Annotated in this window: 16 protein-coding genes; 9 read left to right on the top strand and 7 right to left on the bottom strand. The window is 68.3% G+C overall.

Translation table 11 applies throughout. The annotated features are described in order from the left end of the window. Position 1 precedes the first annotated feature (1 nt). The 4 genes from pstS to HDC94_RS01125 are packed head-to-tail and all read right to left on the bottom strand — an operon-like array spanning position 2 to position 4,482. On the bottom strand, positions 2-1,714 hold the full coding sequence (gene pstS, locus HDC94_RS01110; protein WP_308495593.1) for a phosphate ABC transporter substrate-binding protein PstS: 1,713 nt from the start codon (positions 1,712-1,714) through the stop codon (positions 2-4). Next, positions 1,711-2,967 (bottom strand): phosphate ABC transporter permease PstA, encoded by a 1,257-nt coding sequence (gene pstA, locus HDC94_RS01115; protein ID WP_179494098.1) that lies wholly within the window; start codon positions 2,965-2,967, stop codon positions 1,711-1,713. The genes pstS and pstA overlap by 4 nt, the downstream gene beginning before the upstream one ends. Further along, positions 2,964-4,013 (bottom strand): phosphate ABC transporter permease subunit PstC, encoded by a 1,050-nt coding sequence (gene pstC, locus HDC94_RS01120; protein WP_308495594.1) that lies wholly within the window; start codon positions 4,011-4,013, stop codon positions 2,964-2,966. The genes pstA and pstC overlap by 4 nt, the downstream gene beginning before the upstream one ends. Beyond that, positions 4,003-4,482, bottom strand: a complete 480-nt coding sequence (locus tag HDC94_RS01125; RefSeq protein WP_179494100.1) for a hypothetical protein — start codon at positions 4,480-4,482, stop codon at positions 4,003-4,005. The genes pstC and HDC94_RS01125 overlap by 11 nt, the downstream gene beginning before the upstream one ends. Before the next feature lie 138 nt (positions 4,483-4,620). On the opposite strand from HDC94_RS01125, the gene HDC94_RS01130 reads away from it, so the two are divergent. Beyond that, entirely contained in the window at positions 4,621-5,385 is a 765-nt protein-coding gene (locus HDC94_RS01130) for a hypothetical protein (protein ID WP_179494102.1), read from the top strand. A gap of 57 nt (positions 5,386-5,442) precedes the next feature. On the opposite strand, the gene HDC94_RS01135 is transcribed toward HDC94_RS01130, so the two are convergent. The 3 genes from HDC94_RS01135 to HDC94_RS01145 all read right to left on the bottom strand — a co-directional run bounded on the left by HDC94_RS01135 (position 5,443) and on the right by HDC94_RS01145 (position 8,177). Beyond that, positions 5,443-6,894, bottom strand: coding sequence for a CHAP domain-containing protein (locus HDC94_RS01135; RefSeq protein WP_179494104.1), 1,452 nt, complete (start codon positions 6,892-6,894; stop codon positions 5,443-5,445). A gap of 235 nt (positions 6,895-7,129) precedes the next feature. Beyond that, positions 7,130-7,810 carry an MIP/aquaporin family protein gene (locus tag HDC94_RS01140; RefSeq protein ID WP_179494106.1) on the bottom strand — a complete coding sequence of 227 codons (681 nt, stop codon included), beginning with the start codon at positions 7,808-7,810 and terminating at the stop codon, positions 7,130-7,132. A gap of 16 nt (positions 7,811-7,826) precedes the next feature. Then, positions 7,827-8,177: a metalloregulator ArsR/SmtB family transcription factor gene (locus HDC94_RS01145; protein WP_179494108.1), complete on the bottom strand. Its 351-nt coding sequence runs from the start codon at positions 8,175-8,177 to the stop codon at positions 7,827-7,829. 81 nt (positions 8,178-8,258) lie between these two features. Here HDC94_RS01145 and HDC94_RS01150 point away from each other — a divergent pair, with 81 nt between their 5' ends. From HDC94_RS01150 to HDC94_RS01185, 8 genes are all read left to right on the top strand, one after another. Next, positions 8,259-9,569 carry an FAD-dependent oxidoreductase gene (locus HDC94_RS01150; protein ID WP_179494110.1) on the top strand — a complete coding sequence of 437 codons (1,311 nt, stop codon included), beginning with the start codon at positions 8,259-8,261 and terminating at the stop codon, positions 9,567-9,569. Positions 9,570-9,728: 159 nt separating this feature from the next. Next, a complete protein-coding gene (locus HDC94_RS01155; RefSeq protein ID WP_179494112.1) occupies positions 9,729-10,649 on the top strand; it encodes a metalloregulator ArsR/SmtB family transcription factor in 921 nt (306 codons plus the stop codon). Positions 10,650-10,700: 51 nt separating this feature from the next. Then, positions 10,701-11,114 (top strand): arsenate reductase ArsC, encoded by a 414-nt coding sequence (locus HDC94_RS01160; protein WP_179494114.1) that lies wholly within the window; start codon positions 10,701-10,703, stop codon positions 11,112-11,114. A gap of 2 nt (positions 11,115-11,116) precedes the next feature. Next, entirely contained in the window at positions 11,117-11,761 is a 645-nt protein-coding gene (locus HDC94_RS01165; RefSeq protein WP_179494117.1) for an arsenate reductase ArsC, read from the top strand. A gap of 253 nt (positions 11,762-12,014) precedes the next feature. Continuing rightward, positions 12,015-13,244 (top strand): Na+/H+ antiporter NhaA, encoded by a 1,230-nt coding sequence (nhaA, locus tag HDC94_RS01170; protein ID WP_179498751.1) that lies wholly within the window; start codon positions 12,015-12,017, stop codon positions 13,242-13,244. Positions 13,245-13,435: 191 nt separating this feature from the next. Next, the gene (locus tag HDC94_RS01175) at positions 13,436-14,071 is read left to right on the top strand and encodes a DNA-3-methyladenine glycosylase (RefSeq protein WP_179498752.1); all 636 of its coding nucleotides are present in this window, start codon (positions 13,436-13,438) and stop codon (positions 14,069-14,071) included. A 21-nt stretch (positions 14,072-14,092) separates the two neighbouring features. After that, positions 14,093-14,770 carry a response regulator transcription factor gene (locus HDC94_RS01180; protein WP_179494120.1) on the top strand — a complete coding sequence of 226 codons (678 nt, stop codon included), beginning with the start codon at positions 14,093-14,095 and terminating at the stop codon, positions 14,768-14,770. Then, positions 14,770-15,999, top strand: coding sequence for a cell wall metabolism sensor histidine kinase WalK (locus HDC94_RS01185; RefSeq protein WP_179494122.1), 1,230 nt, complete (start codon positions 14,770-14,772; stop codon positions 15,997-15,999). The genes HDC94_RS01180 and HDC94_RS01185 overlap by 1 nt, the downstream gene beginning before the upstream one ends. Positions 16,000-16,036: the final 37 nt, after the last annotated feature.

Consider the following 16,036-nt stretch of genomic DNA (forward strand, 5'->3'; position numbering starts at 1 on the left):
GCTAGGCCTCCTCATCTGACGCGGGCTCACCGGATGGTTTCCTACCGAAGGACGGCAGGTGAACCTTCGGGATGCGACCGTTGCCGGGCGTGCGCGGCGACCGCTTGCCCGCGACCGCGAGCTCCCGCTGCCGGGCGAAGATCGGGGGAAGCAGGGTGACGACGAGGATGCCCACGGCTCCCAGCGCCATGAACGCCATGGTCACTCCGGAAAGGCCGAGGGCTGGCAGCTCCGTCGGGGATCCGGTCACGATGAGGGACCCCGCGGTCGCGCCGCCGACGGACCCGGCGACGACGGCGCCGCTGGCCGACTCAGCCGAGCCACCCGTGGTTCCCGCCGTTGTGGAGCCGGCCGTCGAGGTGTTGGCCGCGTCGGCGCGGGTCGCGCTCGTGTCGGGCGTTTCCTCGACCGCGCCACCGGTGCCGGTCAGGCACTGGTCGGCGCCCTTCTTGTCGCACTCTGGCGGCATGGGGGCCTCGTTGGCGAGCTTGTTCGTGCCATCCGGCGAGAACGTGGGGTTGTTGCATCCGCCGATGTCCTTGACGTACGGGTCACCGCCGGGGATCTTCTTGACCTGGTCGAGGCCTGCGGATGCCAGGTTCACCGGGAGCGGCGAATAGCCGAGCACCTCCGCCTGCTGCTGGCCCTCACAGAGGAAGTACGCCGTGAAGTCCGCGAGGGTGAGGCCCTTGTTCTCGGTGAAGTTCGACTCGAGCGCCGTGGGCGCGATCATGTACGAGTAGGACGACAGCGGGTAGGTTCGCGGGTCGCCACTCGTGTAGACACCGCCCAGGTTGGACGTGAGGTAGTCGGGCGACGTCGGGTCGGAGTTGATCACGGCGGACAACAGGGACACGGCCACGTTGGATGCCGACGGCTCTGTGTAGTAGCCGGCGGCGTTCAGCACCTTCGCCACGGGCAGGCGCGCGTTGAGCGCGTACGACTCCTCGACGTAGGTGATCGAGCCGACCGACTGGTCCTGCTTGACGAATCCGGCCACACCGTCGGAGCCGCTCTGGGCCACGAAGGCCGAGCCCGCGATCACGGGGTAGTTCGAGGTGATGCCGCAGTTCGCGCGGCCGGCGCGCGAGCAGTAGTCCTGCCAGATGCCGCCGTGCTCCGACCGCATCCATGAGGTGAGCTGCGCTGTCGTTCCGGATCCGTCCGAGCGCACGACGGGCACGATCTGCACGGCCGGAAGCGCGAGCTTGGGGTTGTCGGCGAGGATCGCCGGGTCGTTCCACTTGGTGATCACACCCGTGAAGATCTTCGCCACGACATCGCCGGAGAGCCTCAGGTTGGTGACGCGCTGACCGCCGATCACGAGGTTGTACATGAACGCGGTGCCACCGGCGACGATCGGGATGTAGACGAACTGGCGGTTCGGGCGCGGGTCGGGACTGTCGCTGTTCGCCAGCTGGTACGGGATCTCCGAGACGGCGAAGTCGACTGTTCCCTGCGAGAACTGCTGACGCCCGGCTGAGGAGCCGCCCGCGTCGAAGTTGACCGTCCACTGGTAGTTCGCGGACACGTTGCGGATCCACTGCTGGAGGGCGTTCGCCGACCACGTGGAACCGGAGCCGGAGACGGGGTAGTGGGTGGTGCCGACCGCGGGGGCGCCGGATGCACCGGATGCACCCACGAGCGCGGGCACGACGACGACGACGAGCGCCAGGGCGGCGATCAGTCGGCGACTACGGCCTGTGGTTCTCACTCGTGGTCCTTCTCTGGTGACTGTGGGGTGGGCTCGTTCTGGGGTGCGGCCGGTCTGGCCAGTCGCCGCTTCCACGGGAGCATGCTCGGCATCTCGATCCCGAGTTCGCGCGCCTTGAAGCGGTACTCGTCGTCGCGGGACTGGCGGGTCTTCGCCCGCCGCTGGCGGGCCGAGAACTGGCCGGGGCCGCGGCCGCCGATCGCTCGGGCGAGCGCGAAGAGGATGAGCACGAGGATCATCAGCACGGCGGCGGTGCCGAACCCTCGGGCGATCATCGACAGCTCCGGCGACTTCACGAACGTGAAGGTCGTGAGCGGCAGCGAGGTCATCGGCCCGCTGAACGGGTTGAGGTTGAGGAACGTCGTCGAGCCCGCCGTGAGGAGCACGGGCGACGTCTCGCCGATGCCGCGCGCGGTGCCCAGGATGATCGCGGTCGTGAGTCCCGACCGTGCCGTGGGGAGTGTGACAGTCCACACCGTGCGCCAGTTCGAGGAGCCGAGCGCGCGAGCCGCTTCCTTGAGGGTGCCGGGCACGAGCCTCAGCACGACGTCGGCCGAGCGGATGATGATGGGCAGCATCATCACGGTGATCGCGAGTGACGCGGCGAAGCCCGACCGGTTGAAGCCGAGCCCGACGATGACCGTCGCGTAGATGAAGAGACCGGCGACGATCGAGGGCAGCGCGGTCATCGCCTCCACGACGGTGCGCACGAATCGCGAGAAGCGCCCGGGGAACTCGCTCATGAAGACCGCCGTGGCAAGCCCGAGCGGGATGCTGATCGCGAGGGCGATCGTGATCATGATGAGCGTGCCCGCGACGGCGTGGATGATTCCACCGTCGGTCAGCGGGTCCAGGGGTCCGGCGTTCGCCATGTCCTGGGTGAAGAAGTTCAGGTGACTGAGCGCCTCGATGCCCCGCTGGAACGTGTAGATCACGACGGAGAAGAGGGCGAGCAGCAGCAGGAACGCGAGCGAGTGCATGATCACGGCGACGAAGCGATCACGCACGGTCGGGCGGTTCTCGTCGAACGCGGTGAGCAGCGTGAAGAACACCAGGAAGCTGCCGTACGCGATGAGGAAGAACCCGAGCTCGCCCTGCAGCGGGAGCACGAAGGTGTAGAGCCACGCGGTGAGACCCAGGGACGCGGCGGCGGCCCCGAGCATCCTGATCACATCAATGGAACGGATCGTCGACGTGTTGCGTCGAAGCTCCGGGCCCGTGAGCTCTGGTTTGGTGGTGAGTACGGAGGTCATGCGTCACTCGAGCTTCCGGAACGACTGCGGGCGATGATGGAGGAGGCGCCGAAGTTGACGACGAGCGTGACGAGGAACAGCACGAGGCCCGCGGCCATGAGGGCGGAGATCTCGAAGTCGGATGCCTCGCTGTACCGCAGCGCGATGAGCGCCGAGATCGAGTTCGACCCCTTCTCGAGGATGCGGGGCTGGATCACGAAGACCGGCGAGATGATGAGGTAGACGGCGATCGTCTCGCCCAGCGCACGACCGAGGCCGAGCATGGTTCCGCCGATGATGCCGCCGCGTCCGAAGGGCAGAACGACGCTGCCGATCATTCCCCACTTCGTCGCGCCGAGCGCCAGCGCCCCCTCGCGCTCACCGATGGGCGCCTGCATGAAGACCTCGCGCATGATCGAGCTCGCGATGGGCGCGACCATGAGGGCGACGACGATACCGGCGATGAACGTGGATGCCGCGAACACTGTCGGGCTCGCGAGCGGGTCCGCGGGGTCGAAGCCCTCGACGGAGAAGATCGGGATCCACCCGAAGTAGGTCGAGATCCATTCGGAGACCGGCAGGATCAGCGGCGTGAGGAAGAAGAGGCCCCACAGGCCGTAGACGATGCTGGGCACCGCGGCCATGAGGTCGACGATCGAGACGAGGGCCGAGCGAATCCGCAGGGGCGCGTATTCGCTGATGTAGAGCGCGGTTCCGAGTGCGAGGGGTAGGGCGACGGTGATCGCCGTGATGGCGATGAAGAAGGTGCCGGCAAGCACCGCGGCGATGCCGAAGTTGCCGGAGTTCGGGTCCCACGCCTGCACGGTGAGGAATCCGATGCCGGCGGATTGCAGCGCCTGGTAGCCCTGGTAGAGGAGGAAGAGCCCGACGAGGGACATGATCGTGAGCACGATCGTTCCCGCGCCCCGCGAGACCAGCCCGAAGATGAGGTCGGAACGGTCGTCCTTGCTCACGAGCTTGCGCGGTGTGATCTCCGGGGCGAGGCCTGCCTCGGGCGTGGCATCCGCGTCCTCGACCGGACGCTCCAGCTCAGTACTAGTCGACACGGCTGCGCTCACCACCCATCAGTGCTGGGTCGGTGAGGCGGGCACCGTCGTGCAGGCGGGCACCGGCAAGCGCGGTGATCGCGAGCTTGATCGAGTGGCGGCGGTCGCGGTCGTTGTTGTACCAGCGCGCGCAGGTGATGACGGGCCTGCCGTCGATGGAGCCGAACCAGCCGTAGACGCCTCGGCCGCCCTCGCTCACCATGGCGATCTCGATGCTGTCGGCGAGGTCGACCGCCGTCTGTGCGTTCTCACGTGATCCTTCGAAGCTGTCCAGGATGTCGGCCGCCCGCGCGAGCTCACGGTTGTTGGCCGACACCAGCTGCCAGACGACGTTGCCGGTGGGCCGCTCGACGGGCACGGGAACCCCCGCCGCCGAGATGACGCGACTGGAATGGGTCGCCCAGGGCATGAGCTTGGCGCTGTCCGGGGTGAGGAAGCGCACGAAGACGATGCGGGGTCCAGCCGACATGGCTCTGTGACTTCCTGTTGACGTGCGTGCGGGCCTTTGGAGTAAAGGACCGCGACCCCAACTAAGGGCCTCGCGCACGCGTACAACAACAGTCGCCAACGTGAACAATTGGTGTCGTCGCCGTCGTTCACGCGCCGGATGCCGGGCGTTAATATCGGTGGCTCACTGTTGCACCTTGTGAGCTACCCGATCCTCGGGCGCACGGCTGGTCTCGCCCTGCTGCCCCTCGCGCTTCTTGCGGGCTGCGCCCCCGCTCAGACCGCTCCGAGCCCGACCGAGAACTACGACGCGGGCCCCACACCCACCCCGGAGCCGACGGTGACGGCGGAGCCGATCGGCGACGACGCGGTGCTCGTGATCCGAGCCACGGCGACGGATGCCTCGGGCGCTGCCCTCGAGCTCCAGTACCAGGTGCACCTCCCCTCCCCGTGGGACTACGAGGGCACGCAGAACCTGCCACTCGGACTCATCCAGGACTGCGGCGGCGAGCTCGACGACAGTCGTATCGCCGCAGAGCAGTGGAGCTTCACGCGCGGCAACATCACCGCGATTCCCGTCGACGCCGAGACTGAGTGGGACGGCTCGACGATCGCCGTCGAACCCACCGCGGGCTCCGGATACGTTGCCGGTCGTCTCATCCTCGCGACGCCGGCCGACTCGGGTTCCGTGCCGTGCCACACCGACAAGAGCTTCTCGACGCTCGGCGCAGGCGCTCTCGCGGTCGGCAGCCCGGGTGACGCGGCATCCCGCACCGCCTGGACGGGCCTCCAGTGGGGATTCCGCACGACGGATGCCACGCTCTCCGACTGCACCTTCGAGATCACCGAACTCGGCAAGCAGTACGGTGCGGGCTCAGGCTGGGCCGAGAAGGCGGATGCCACGACCTGCGTCGTCGGACCGTAATCGCCAGGCCGGCCCAGGCCGTAGTGCTGCGCTTGCCGCGGGAGGGCACGCGGCCGGCTAACCGCCGAGCTGCACGATCCTCGGGCCCTCGGCGGAGCCCAGCGCCGTGGTCAGGGTTGCGGGGCTGAGCGCGAGGTTCGCCGTGGTCCAGGCGCCCGCGGCATCCCGCAGGACCACGAAGACGCGATCGGCGTCGGCGACCGTCACCTGCACGGAGTCACCCACGCGCACGGCCGTCAGGGTTCCGGTGGTCGAGATGCCGAGGCTCTCAGACTGCCAGCCGAGCTTGTCGGCCCAGGCTCGCTGGATCACGCCGTCCTGCACCCAGAAGACCTCGGGCCAGCCGAGCTTGTTGACGGCCGCCGTCACGGGACCGGCGGCGGAGATCATGGTGGAGGCGGTGTGCCAGCCCTGGTTGTCGCCCCAGGTCTCCTGGAGCGCCCCGTCCTTCACGGAGTAGACCGTGGGCCACAGGCCACCGATGTTGACGGCCGCGAGCGCACCCTCGACGGGCTCGCCCGTCGGCATGTACTGCCAGCCGACGCTCGTGCGAACGATCATCACGAGCTGGCCGTTGGCGCCGGCCATGATGTACGGCTTGCCGTTGCCCATGTCGGCGACGGCGAGGGATGCACCGTCCGCGTCGAGCCCGGTGTCGGACTGCCGCCAGCCGTTCGTGTCGTAGCTCGCGACCTTGAGCTTGCCCTCCTCGACGAGCACAATCTCGAGCGCGCTTCCGGTCTGGAGTGCGGCGAGCGAGGTCGCCGCCGGCGTGAGACCGGTCTGCGTCGTCACCCACTGGCCGCTGATCGGGTCGGTGACGCGCATCGTGGGCGCGACGGCGACGGCTGCCGGGACGCCGTAGTGGATGAAATTGGAGACCTTCGTGGCATCCACCGTGCGGAAGGTGAGATCGCCGGTCTGCGAGCCGCCGAACCAGAAGTCCTCGGAGACCACGATCGTGCCGTCGGCGTTGACCTGCTCGACGTAGGCGACGTGACCGAGGCTGCTGTAGCCGAAGCTGCCGCCGTTCCAGTGGGCGACCGACCCGACGGTGGGGACGTTGTCGACAGCGAAGCCGTCGGCGATGGCGCGCTCCGCCCAGGTGCTCGCGTTGCCCGGGTTGGTGGGCGGGCGATCGATGCCGCCGCGGATGAGCTTCCACGCGACGTAGTTCGTGCAGTTGTGGCCGGGATCCATGCCCCAGAACGACCCGGAGTTGTCGGCGCCGCGAGCCCCGAGCCACTGGAAGCCGTCGCACAGGTCACCGACGCAGTCACCGAACGTCTGCGCTCCCACGGGCGTGGAGTAGCCGGGTGCGGCGTACTCCGGAACGGTCGGCATCTCGTCGACGGAGGGAGCACTCGGGGTGGTCGGTGCGTCCTCGGCGTGGGCAGCCACAGGGGCACTGAACGCGAGTCCCGCCGTGAGGAGGGATGCGAGAGCCAGGCCACGCACGGCTGCGCCGGGACGCCCGGATTCGGGATGGAACGGACGCATGGTGTTCATGATTCCATCGCCGCGGAGGGCCCTCCGGGCATTCGAGTGACTGTTGTCGAGCCAGTCACGGCTCGTTAATGTGCTGGTAAAGGTTGGGGTCGTGAGGTTTCGATTACGCCGGGCTTCGCCGCGGCTACTCAACCAACAGGAGATTCTGTGGGTTGAGTAGGCGGCTACTCAACCAACAGCAGATTCTGTGGGTTGAGTAGGCGCGAAGCGCCGTATCGAAACCTCACCCCCCGAACTACGCCAGCCGCTCCCGCTCGGCGGCGAACATCCAGCGCACAAGCCCCCAGGCGAGAGCCGCTCCCAGCAGTTGCGCGGCGATGTACCCGGGGGCGGACGACGGCGCGATCCCCGCGAAGGTGTCGCTGAACATGCGCCCGATCGTGATGGCGGGGTTGGCGAAGCTTGAGGAGCTCGTGAAGAAGTAGGCGGCGCCGATGTAGGCACCCACGGCCCACGGTGTGACATGGGCTCGCCCGGTCCTCGCGAGAGCGAAGATGACGAGGATGAGCCCCGCGGTCGCCACGACCTCCGCGAGGAAGGTGGGTGGTGACATCCGGTCGGTGGTGCTGAGTGAGATCGCCGAGCCGCCGAACATGAGGTTCGCGAGGACCGCCCCGGCGATGCATCCGACGACCTGTGCCGGAATGTAGAACGCGGTGTCGCGCCATGCCCGCAGTCCCATCGCGGAGTCGACGAGCGAGACGGCCGGATTGAAGTGCGCGCCGCTGATGGTCGCGAACACGAGGATGAGCACGGGCAGGCCGAGAGCCGTGGCGAACGCGTTCTCGAGCAACTGGAGGCCGACATCGCCGGGCGAGAGCCGCTGGGCCGCGATGCCGGAGCCGATCACGAGGGCGGCGAGGAGGGCGCTACCGAGGAACTCCGCGGCGAGACGGCGGAGGAGGCTCGTGTTCATGCCCCGGTTGCCCGGTTCATGCGCTGACGAGCAGGCGCGAGAGTGAGTCGAGCGCGCCGGGCACGAGAGCGTAGTAGGCCCACGTTCCGCGCTGCGACCGGGTGACGAACCCGCCCTCGGTGAGCACCTTGAGGTGGTGCGAGACGGTCGGCTGCCCCACGTCGAGCGCGTCGGTGAGGTCGCACACGCACGCCTCCTGACCCTCGGAGGCCGCGATGATCGACAGCAGTCGCAGGCGCGACGGGTCAGCGATCGCCTTGAGCGAGCGCGCGAGATCGGCGGCCTGCGCCGGGTCGAGCGGCTCGCGCGTGAGGGGTGCGCAGCAGGCGGCCGCATCGATCACGGGCAGGAGGGTCATGGTGCTCATGGACACAGGCTAGCGGATATTGACAGTCATCGATATAGCGCGCCATACTCGGATATCGACGATCATCGATGAAGGAGCAGCATGACGCTGATCGACCTCACAACACCTCCCGAGACGTCCTCGCGGCTCGATGCCCTGCCCGTGGCGATCATCGGCGCGGGACCCATCGGCCTCGCCGCCGCCGCGCACCTCGTGGAGCGCGGGCGCGACTTCGTGATCCTCGAGGCGGGCGACTCGGTTGCCGCCAGTGTGCGGGAGTGGGGTCACATCCGTCTCTTCTCGCCGTGGAGCGAGCTCGTCGATCCCGCCGCGCGACGGCTCCTCGAGGCCAGTGGCTGGGTTGCACCGCCAGCGGATGTCGCGCCCTACGGCATCGACCTGGTGACGAAGTACCTCGAGCCCCTGGCATCCGTGCCCGCCATCGCGTCGCGCGTGCGCCTCGGCACCACCGTGGACGCGGTGACGCGTGAGGGCATGGACCGCACGCGCACCCCGGGGCGCGCGACGACCCCCTTCGCCCTCCGCGTGCGTGGCGCCGACGGCGTGACCGAGCTGCTGGCTGCGGCCGTCATCGACGCGTCGGGCACCTACCGCACGAGCAACAGTCTCGGCTCGAACGGACTCGATCCCCTGGGCTTCACGGAGGTCGCCGACCGCGTCACCCCGGCGATGCCCGACGTGCTGGGCGCCGATCGTGAGCGTTTCGCCGGCAAGCACGTGCTCGTGGTGGGTGCCGGGCACTCCGCGGCGAACACGCTCATCAACCTGGCCCGCCTGATTCGGGATGAGCCGACGACGACCGTGACGTGGGCGATTCGTCATGCCAGCGCGGCGAGGGTCACGGCATCCGAGTCCGACGGGCTGCCAGGGCGCGCGTCGCTCGGCTCTCGTGTCGCGACGTACGTGGATCGCGGGCTGATCGAGCTCGTGAGCGGGTTCGAGATCGTTGCTTTGTCCGATCAGGACGGACGAGTGGATGTCACGGGCCTCCGCAACGGCGAGCTGCAGCACAGCACCGCCGACGTCGTCGTGCGCGCTACGGGCTTCCGGCCGGACCTCGGCATGCTGCGCGAGGTGCGCCTGGACCTCGACGAGATCGTCGAGGCACCGCGCCGTCTCGCACCCCTCATCGACCCGAACGTGCACACGTGCGGAACTGTCGAGCCGCATGGCTTCGCCGAGCTGCAGCAGCCGGAGCCGAACTTCTTCCTCGCCGGCATGAAGAGCTACGGGCGTGCGCCCACCTTCCTGCTCGCGACCGGGCACGAGCAGGTGCGGTCGATCGTGGCTTACCTCACGGGTGACCTGGGCGCCGCCACCGAGGTGCGGCTCGAGCTGCCGGCGACGGGCGTGTGCTCGACCGTGGCAGCGGATGGCACGGACTGCTGCTGAGGTAGCGCGTCGGTGGGGTTTCGATAACGCCGGGGCTGCGCCCGCGGCTACTCAACCAACAGGATCCGCCAGAGCTGGGGGTTGATTAGCCGCGGCGAAGCCCGGCGTCATCGAAACCTCGCCCACGTACGACCCCCGCCTGCCCATAGACTCCCGTCTATGGATGCCGCCCCACTCGACCGCGAAGCAGCCGAGCACATTGCGCGCAACCTCCGCGCTATCGCCGACCCGACGCGCATCCAGATCCTCCGTCTCATCCTCGACACTCCTGGCGGCAGGCGACCGGTCACCGAACTCGCAACCGAGCTCGGACTCTCGCAGCCGACGGTCAGCCACCACCTCAAGACGATGGCCGATGAGGGCGTGCTCGATCGCGAGCAGGTCGGCCGCACGGTCTGGTACTCGGTGGCGCCGCAGCGCGTGTCGGAGGTCTACGACGCGGTTCGCACACGGGATGCCGCCGACTCCGTGTCGCCCGAGGCACTCGCGCGCATCACCCAGGATCTCGCCACACGGTTCCGCGGCACGTTCTCCCCCGAGACGGTGCGCGACTACGTCGCCGAGAGCGCCGCACTCCTCTCCGAGCGCTCGCACATCACGCATCGGCTCCCCTCCCTCACCGCCCAGTTCGCAGGTGATCGCCTTCGCGCGCTCGCGGAAGCCGAGGGACTCGAGACCGGGGAGGTTCCCGACATCCTGTTCGTCTGTGTGCAGAACGCTGGTCGCTCCCAGCTGGCCTCCGCGATCCTCCGCTCTCTCGCTGGCGACCGCGTTCGCGTTCTCACGGCGGGCTCCGAACCTGCCGGCAGCATCAACCCCCTGATCGTCGCCGCGCTCGACGAGGTGGGCATTCCGGTCGGCGGCGAGTACCCGAAGCCGCTCACCGACGAGGTCGTGCGTGCAGCCGACTACGTGATCACGATGGGATGCGGCGATGCCTGCCCGATCTATCCCGGTCGCAAGTACCTCGATTGGGACCTGCCCGACCCCGCGACGATGACGCTCGACGGGGTCCGTGAGGTGCGTGACGAGATCGATCGACGGGTGCGTGAGCTGCTCGCCGACGTGAACGCGGGATGAATTCATCCGCAGGCCATCGCGAACATATAGACATGTGTCTATGCTTTAGCCATGACCACCACTGACAAGCCCGTCGTCCTCTTCGTCTGCATCCACAACGCCGGCCGCTCGCAGATGGCCGCCGGCTACATGCGTGAACTCTCCGGCGGCGCCGTCGAGGTGCGCTCCGGCGGCTCCGAGCCGGGCGACCAGATCAACCCGATCGCCGTGCAGGCCATGGCCGAGGAGGGCATCGACATCTCGCAGGCCGTGCCCCAGCTCATGACCACCGAGCAGGTCCGCGAGTCCGACGTCGTGATCACCATGGGATGCGGCGACGTCTGCCCGATCTTCCCCGGCAAGCGCTACGAGGACTGGGAACTCGTCGACCCCAAGGGCAAGACGATCGACGAGGTGCGCCCCATCCGCGACGACATCAAGCAGCGCATCCAGGCCCTCCTCGCCGAGATCCTCCCCGCCGCCTGATCATGGACCTCTCCACGCGCCGGGGGATGCCCGGACTCGCCTATCCCGAGGACTACCTCAGGCGCCTCGCCGACGAGCTCGCCGAGAAGTTCGCGGGCATCTTCAGCGCCGAGACCGTTGAGCGCTACGTGCTCGAGTCGTACACCGGCCTGCTGCGCACCTCGAAGGTCAAGGCGCACCTGGCATCCCAGACCATCCGCTTCGCGACGGATCGGCTGACCGCGCTGGCCCAGGCGAAGGGCGCGATCGAGTCTCCGGTGCCGGAGGTGCTGTTCGTCTGCGAGCAGAACGCCGGCCGCTCCCAGATGGCGGCGGTGCTCACGAAGAGCCTGTCCGAGGGACGAGTGCACGTTCGATCGGCCGGATCGTCGCCGGTGGCTGAACTGAACCCCGCGGTCGTTGCCGTGATGGCAGAACTCGGGCTCGATATGGCCGAGGAGTTTCCGAAACCCCTCACCGACGACGTCGTGCAGGCCGCGGACGTGGTCGTCACGATGGGATGTGGCGATGCCTGCGCGATCTACCCGGGCAAGCGGTACCTCGACTGGGAGCTCACCGACCCGGCAGGCTTGAGCCTCGACGAGGTGCGTGTCATCCGCGACGACGTGAAGAGCCGCGTCGAGGAGTTGCTCGCGACGCTGGCGTAGTTTCGGGGGACCCCGCGAACGCAGGCGCACGAGAAGCAAGGCGAACGAGTGAGCCCCACCCGGTAAACTGGAGCCCTGGTGTGCCGGGAAGTCTGGTCGGCGGGTTGGTCTCCACGACGGCTCTGACTTCTTCGCCTCCCCGAAAGGGATCATGACTCCTGAGCCCGGCACGACACCTGAGAACTCCAGCGCGGAGAACACTGTCGCCCACGCGACCGACGCGCACACTCCGCCTGAGCAGGCACCGCACTCGATGTGGCGGGGCCTCCACCAGACCCTGCAGAGCGACACGATCGGCGGAGCGCTCCTGCTCGGGGCAACCGTTCTCGCCCTCGTGCTCGCGAACACCCCGCTCGCGCCCGTCTACGAGGGCGTGCGTGACTTCACGTTCGGCCCCGAAGCTCTTCACCTGAACCTCTCGGTGGGCGCCTGGGCCGCGGACGGCCTGCTCGCGATCTTCTTCTTCGTGGTGGGCCTCGAGCTCAAGGAGGAGTTCGTCGTCGGCAAGCTCCGCAACCCCCGCACGGCCATCCTCCCGATCACCGCCGCCGTCGGCGGGGTGATCCTGCCAGCCCTGATCTACGTGCTCATCAACCTCAACGCGGGGCCAGCCGCGTTGAACGGCTGGGCGATCCCGGCAGCGACAGACATCGCCTTCGCGGTCGCGGTCATCGCCGTGGTCGGGCGGTTCCTCCCTCCAGCCCTCCGGGTGTTCCTGCTGACGCTCGCGGTCGTCGATGACCTCCTCGCGATCTCGATCATCGCGGTGTTCTACACGAGCGACGTCGAGCTGCTTCCCCTTCTGTTGGCGATCGTGCCACTCGGCCTGTTCGCCTTGGCTGTGCGCCGTGGCATCCGCAGCCCGTGGATCCTCATCCCACTGGCCGTCGCAACGTGGGCGCTCGTGCACGCTTCCGGTATTCACGCGACGGTCGCTGGTGTACTTCTCGGGTTCGTGGTTCCGGTGATGGCGACCAAGCGAGCGCGCGTGCGCGTGGGTACGGATGCCGCTGGCGAGCCGCTCTACGACGGCATGGCCGCACACTTTGCCGACCGCTGGGGTGTGGTTTCCACGGCCTTCGCCGTTCCCGTCTTCGCGTTCTTCGCCGCTGGTGTCTCCGTGGGTGGCCTCGCGGGTCTCGCGGAGTCCTTCCAGGACACGATCGCGCTCGGCATCATCGCAGGCCTCGTTCTCGGCAAGGCCATCGGCATCACGGGCACGACCTTCCTCGTCACGAGGCTGCCGGGCCTGCGCATCGACCCGAGCCTCAAGTGGATCGACATGCTGGGCATGTCGTTCGTCGCGGGCATCGGCTTCACGGTCTCGCTCCTCGTCGGCGAGCTCTCGTTCGGTGTCGGGAGCGAGTCCGACGACCACGTGAAGGTGGGTGTGCTGGCTGGCTCGCTCATCGCAGCCCTCATCGGGTCCGCCATCCTCGGCATCCGCAACCGCCACTACCGCCGCACGACGCCGGAGTTCTAGGCAGCAGACGAAGCTACACCCGCCTGCAATTTCACTCTTCTCCGGAGCTTCCCTCTGGAGAGTCAACATCGCAGGCGGAAGTCGGCGTGGCCGATGTGAGTGAAGCCCGAAAGCTCCGGAGAAACGACAACACAAACGAGAACGCGGACGCGGACGCGGACGCGAGGCGTGGTTACAGTGAAACCGTGACCATGGAGGGCTTCGCGCCAGCATCCCGCGAGTTCTTCACGCGGGATGCGCTCGAGCTCGCACCGGACCTGCTCGGCTGCTACCTCGAGCACACGACCGACGACGGAACTGTTGGCCTCGTCATCACCGAGATGGAGGCCTACACGGGCGAGCGCGATCCTGGGTCGCACGCCTTCCGGGGCCAGACGGCGCGCAACTCCACCATGTTCGGCAAGGCCGGCCACCTCTACGCCTACTTCACGTACGGAATGCACTACGCGATCAACGTCGTGGCTGGCGAGGTCGGGCATCCCTACGGATGCCTCGTGCGAGCCGGTCGCGTGATCGAGGGAGCCGACCTCGCCCGACGCCGCCGTACCAAACCCGCGCGGGTGAGCGCCCTCCCCGAGCGTGACCTCGCGCGCGGGCCGGGCAACCTCGCCCAGGCTCTCGGCGCGAACCTGGGCAACGATGGCGACGACCTCCTCGGCGGCCAGTGGCAGCTCCTGGTTCCCGACGAGAGGCCCGCGAGCATCAGCACTGGACCACGCGTGGGCGTGAGCGGCCCGGGCGGCGACGGTGACGCGTTCCCGTGGCGCTACTGGATTACCGGCGACCCCACGGTGAGTTCCTACAAGCCCGGGCGGCGCACCCCCTGACACCGGGCGTACTGTGTGGCCATGGCGAAGATCCTGGTGGTGGAGGACGACCCGACCATGGGCGGTCTCGTCAGCCACGGCCTCGAGGAGGTCGGCTACGACGTCACCCTCGTGACCAACGGTGTCGACGCCCTGGTCGCGATCGCGAACGACGACTTCTCCGCTGCAGCCATCGATGTGATGCTGCCCGAGATGAACGGCTTCGAGATCTGCCGCCACATCCGCAACCAGGGCAACTCGCTGCCCGTCCTCCTCCTCACCGCACGTGACGCCGTCGAGGATCGCGTGCTCGGCCTGGACTCGGGGGCCGACGATTACCTCATCAAGCCGTTCGCTTTCGCCGAGCTGACCGCGCGCATCCGCGCGCTCGTCCGTCGTGATTCGGCTGCGCCCCGCTCCACCCTGCGCGTGGGCACCGTGACGCTGGATGCCGCGACCATCCGCGCGACGATGGGTGACACCGCGATCGCCCTGAGCGCGAAGGAGTTCGCGCTGCTCTGGATGCTCGCCGCGCGGGCCGGGGAACCGGCATCCCGCAACGACATCCTGCAGGAGGTCTGGGGCACCACCCACTACGTGGACCCGACAATCGTCGACCAGTACATCCGCTACGTGCGCCGCAAGCTCGAGCCTCTCAATACGGGCTTCACGATCGTGACCCTGCGGGGTGTCGGCTACGTGCTGACGGTGGATTCCTGATGCTCGACCGCCTCTCGGTGCGCGCACGCATCACCCTCGGAAGCCTCGCGGTCGCGGCGGTGCTGCTCGTGATCGCCCTGGTCATCGTGCGCGGGCAGGTCGCGGCGATCCTCACGAGCGCCGATGTGAGCCTCGCCCGTGGCGACCTCACCTCGTTCGAGTCCGACATCGCGGCGAATCCCGACGAGCCGGTCGACGACCCCGGCACCGGTGTGCTCGTGCTCGTGCGCGACCCGCGCGGAGTCGAACAGGTCAACACGCTTCCGCATGACATCGACGAGGTCGTCGAACACAGGCCTCCCACGGACACGCAGTTCACGTTCGGCGATGACGAGCGCCGAACGTACGTCGTCGTGGGACGCGCCATCGACAGCGAGAACGGCACCTGGGCCCTGTGGTCGGCGCGCAGCACCTCGTCGAGCGAGATCGCGCTCGAAGGGCTTGACCGCGTGCTCGTCATCGGTGGCATCGTGCTACTCCTCGGCTTCGGCGCAGCCTCGTGGTTCATCGCAACTGCGGCCCTGCGACCGGTCCAGCAGGCCCGCGACCGCGAGAAGCAGATGGTCTCGGATGCCGCACACGAGCTGCGCACTCCCCTCGCCGCACTCAAGACCCAGCTCGAGCTCGCGCACGACGACTTCGGGAACGCTGAAGCCCTCGCCAGTCAGGTGCGGGCTGCCGAGACATCCGTCGACCGGCTCGGTTCGCTCGCCTCCAACCTTCTCGAACTCACCCGGCTCGAGGGCCGGCCGGGGGCCGCGCCACTCTCCGAGGTCACCACGCTCGTCGATGAGTTCACCGGCAGCGTCGACAGGGCGCGGATGCTCGCGCTCGCGAACAACGTCACGGTCGACTTCGATGTTGCCGCAGCACCTTCCGCCGGCCGCTACCGCATCGATGCGTCCGCGTTCGGGCGCGTCGCCGACAACCTGTTCGCGAACGCGATCGCCGCCGTCGGACGGGACGGCACGGTCGCGGCGACGCTCGCCGAGCGCGGCGGTTCCCTCGTGCTCGCGGTCGCGGACGACGGCCCAGGCATGCCCGACGAGTTCCTGCCGCACGCCTTCGATCGCTTCACGCGCGCCGACTCCTCGCGCACGGGAGCCACCGGTGGCAGCGGACTCGGGCTCGCTCTCGTCCGTGCGATCGCAAGGGACGCCGGTGGCGACGCCACGGCCCGCAACACGCATCCTGGCCTGCTCGTGGAGGTCAGTTTCCCGAAGATGTGAGGACTCACACGCCAGTGCGGCCCGGTTCCCAGTCGGC

Origin of the sequence: Leifsonia sp. AK011, from assembly GCF_013410945.1 — a bacterium.
In the GTDB taxonomy this organism is placed as follows: Bacteria; Actinomycetota; Actinomycetes; order Actinomycetales; family Microbacteriaceae; genus Rhodoglobus.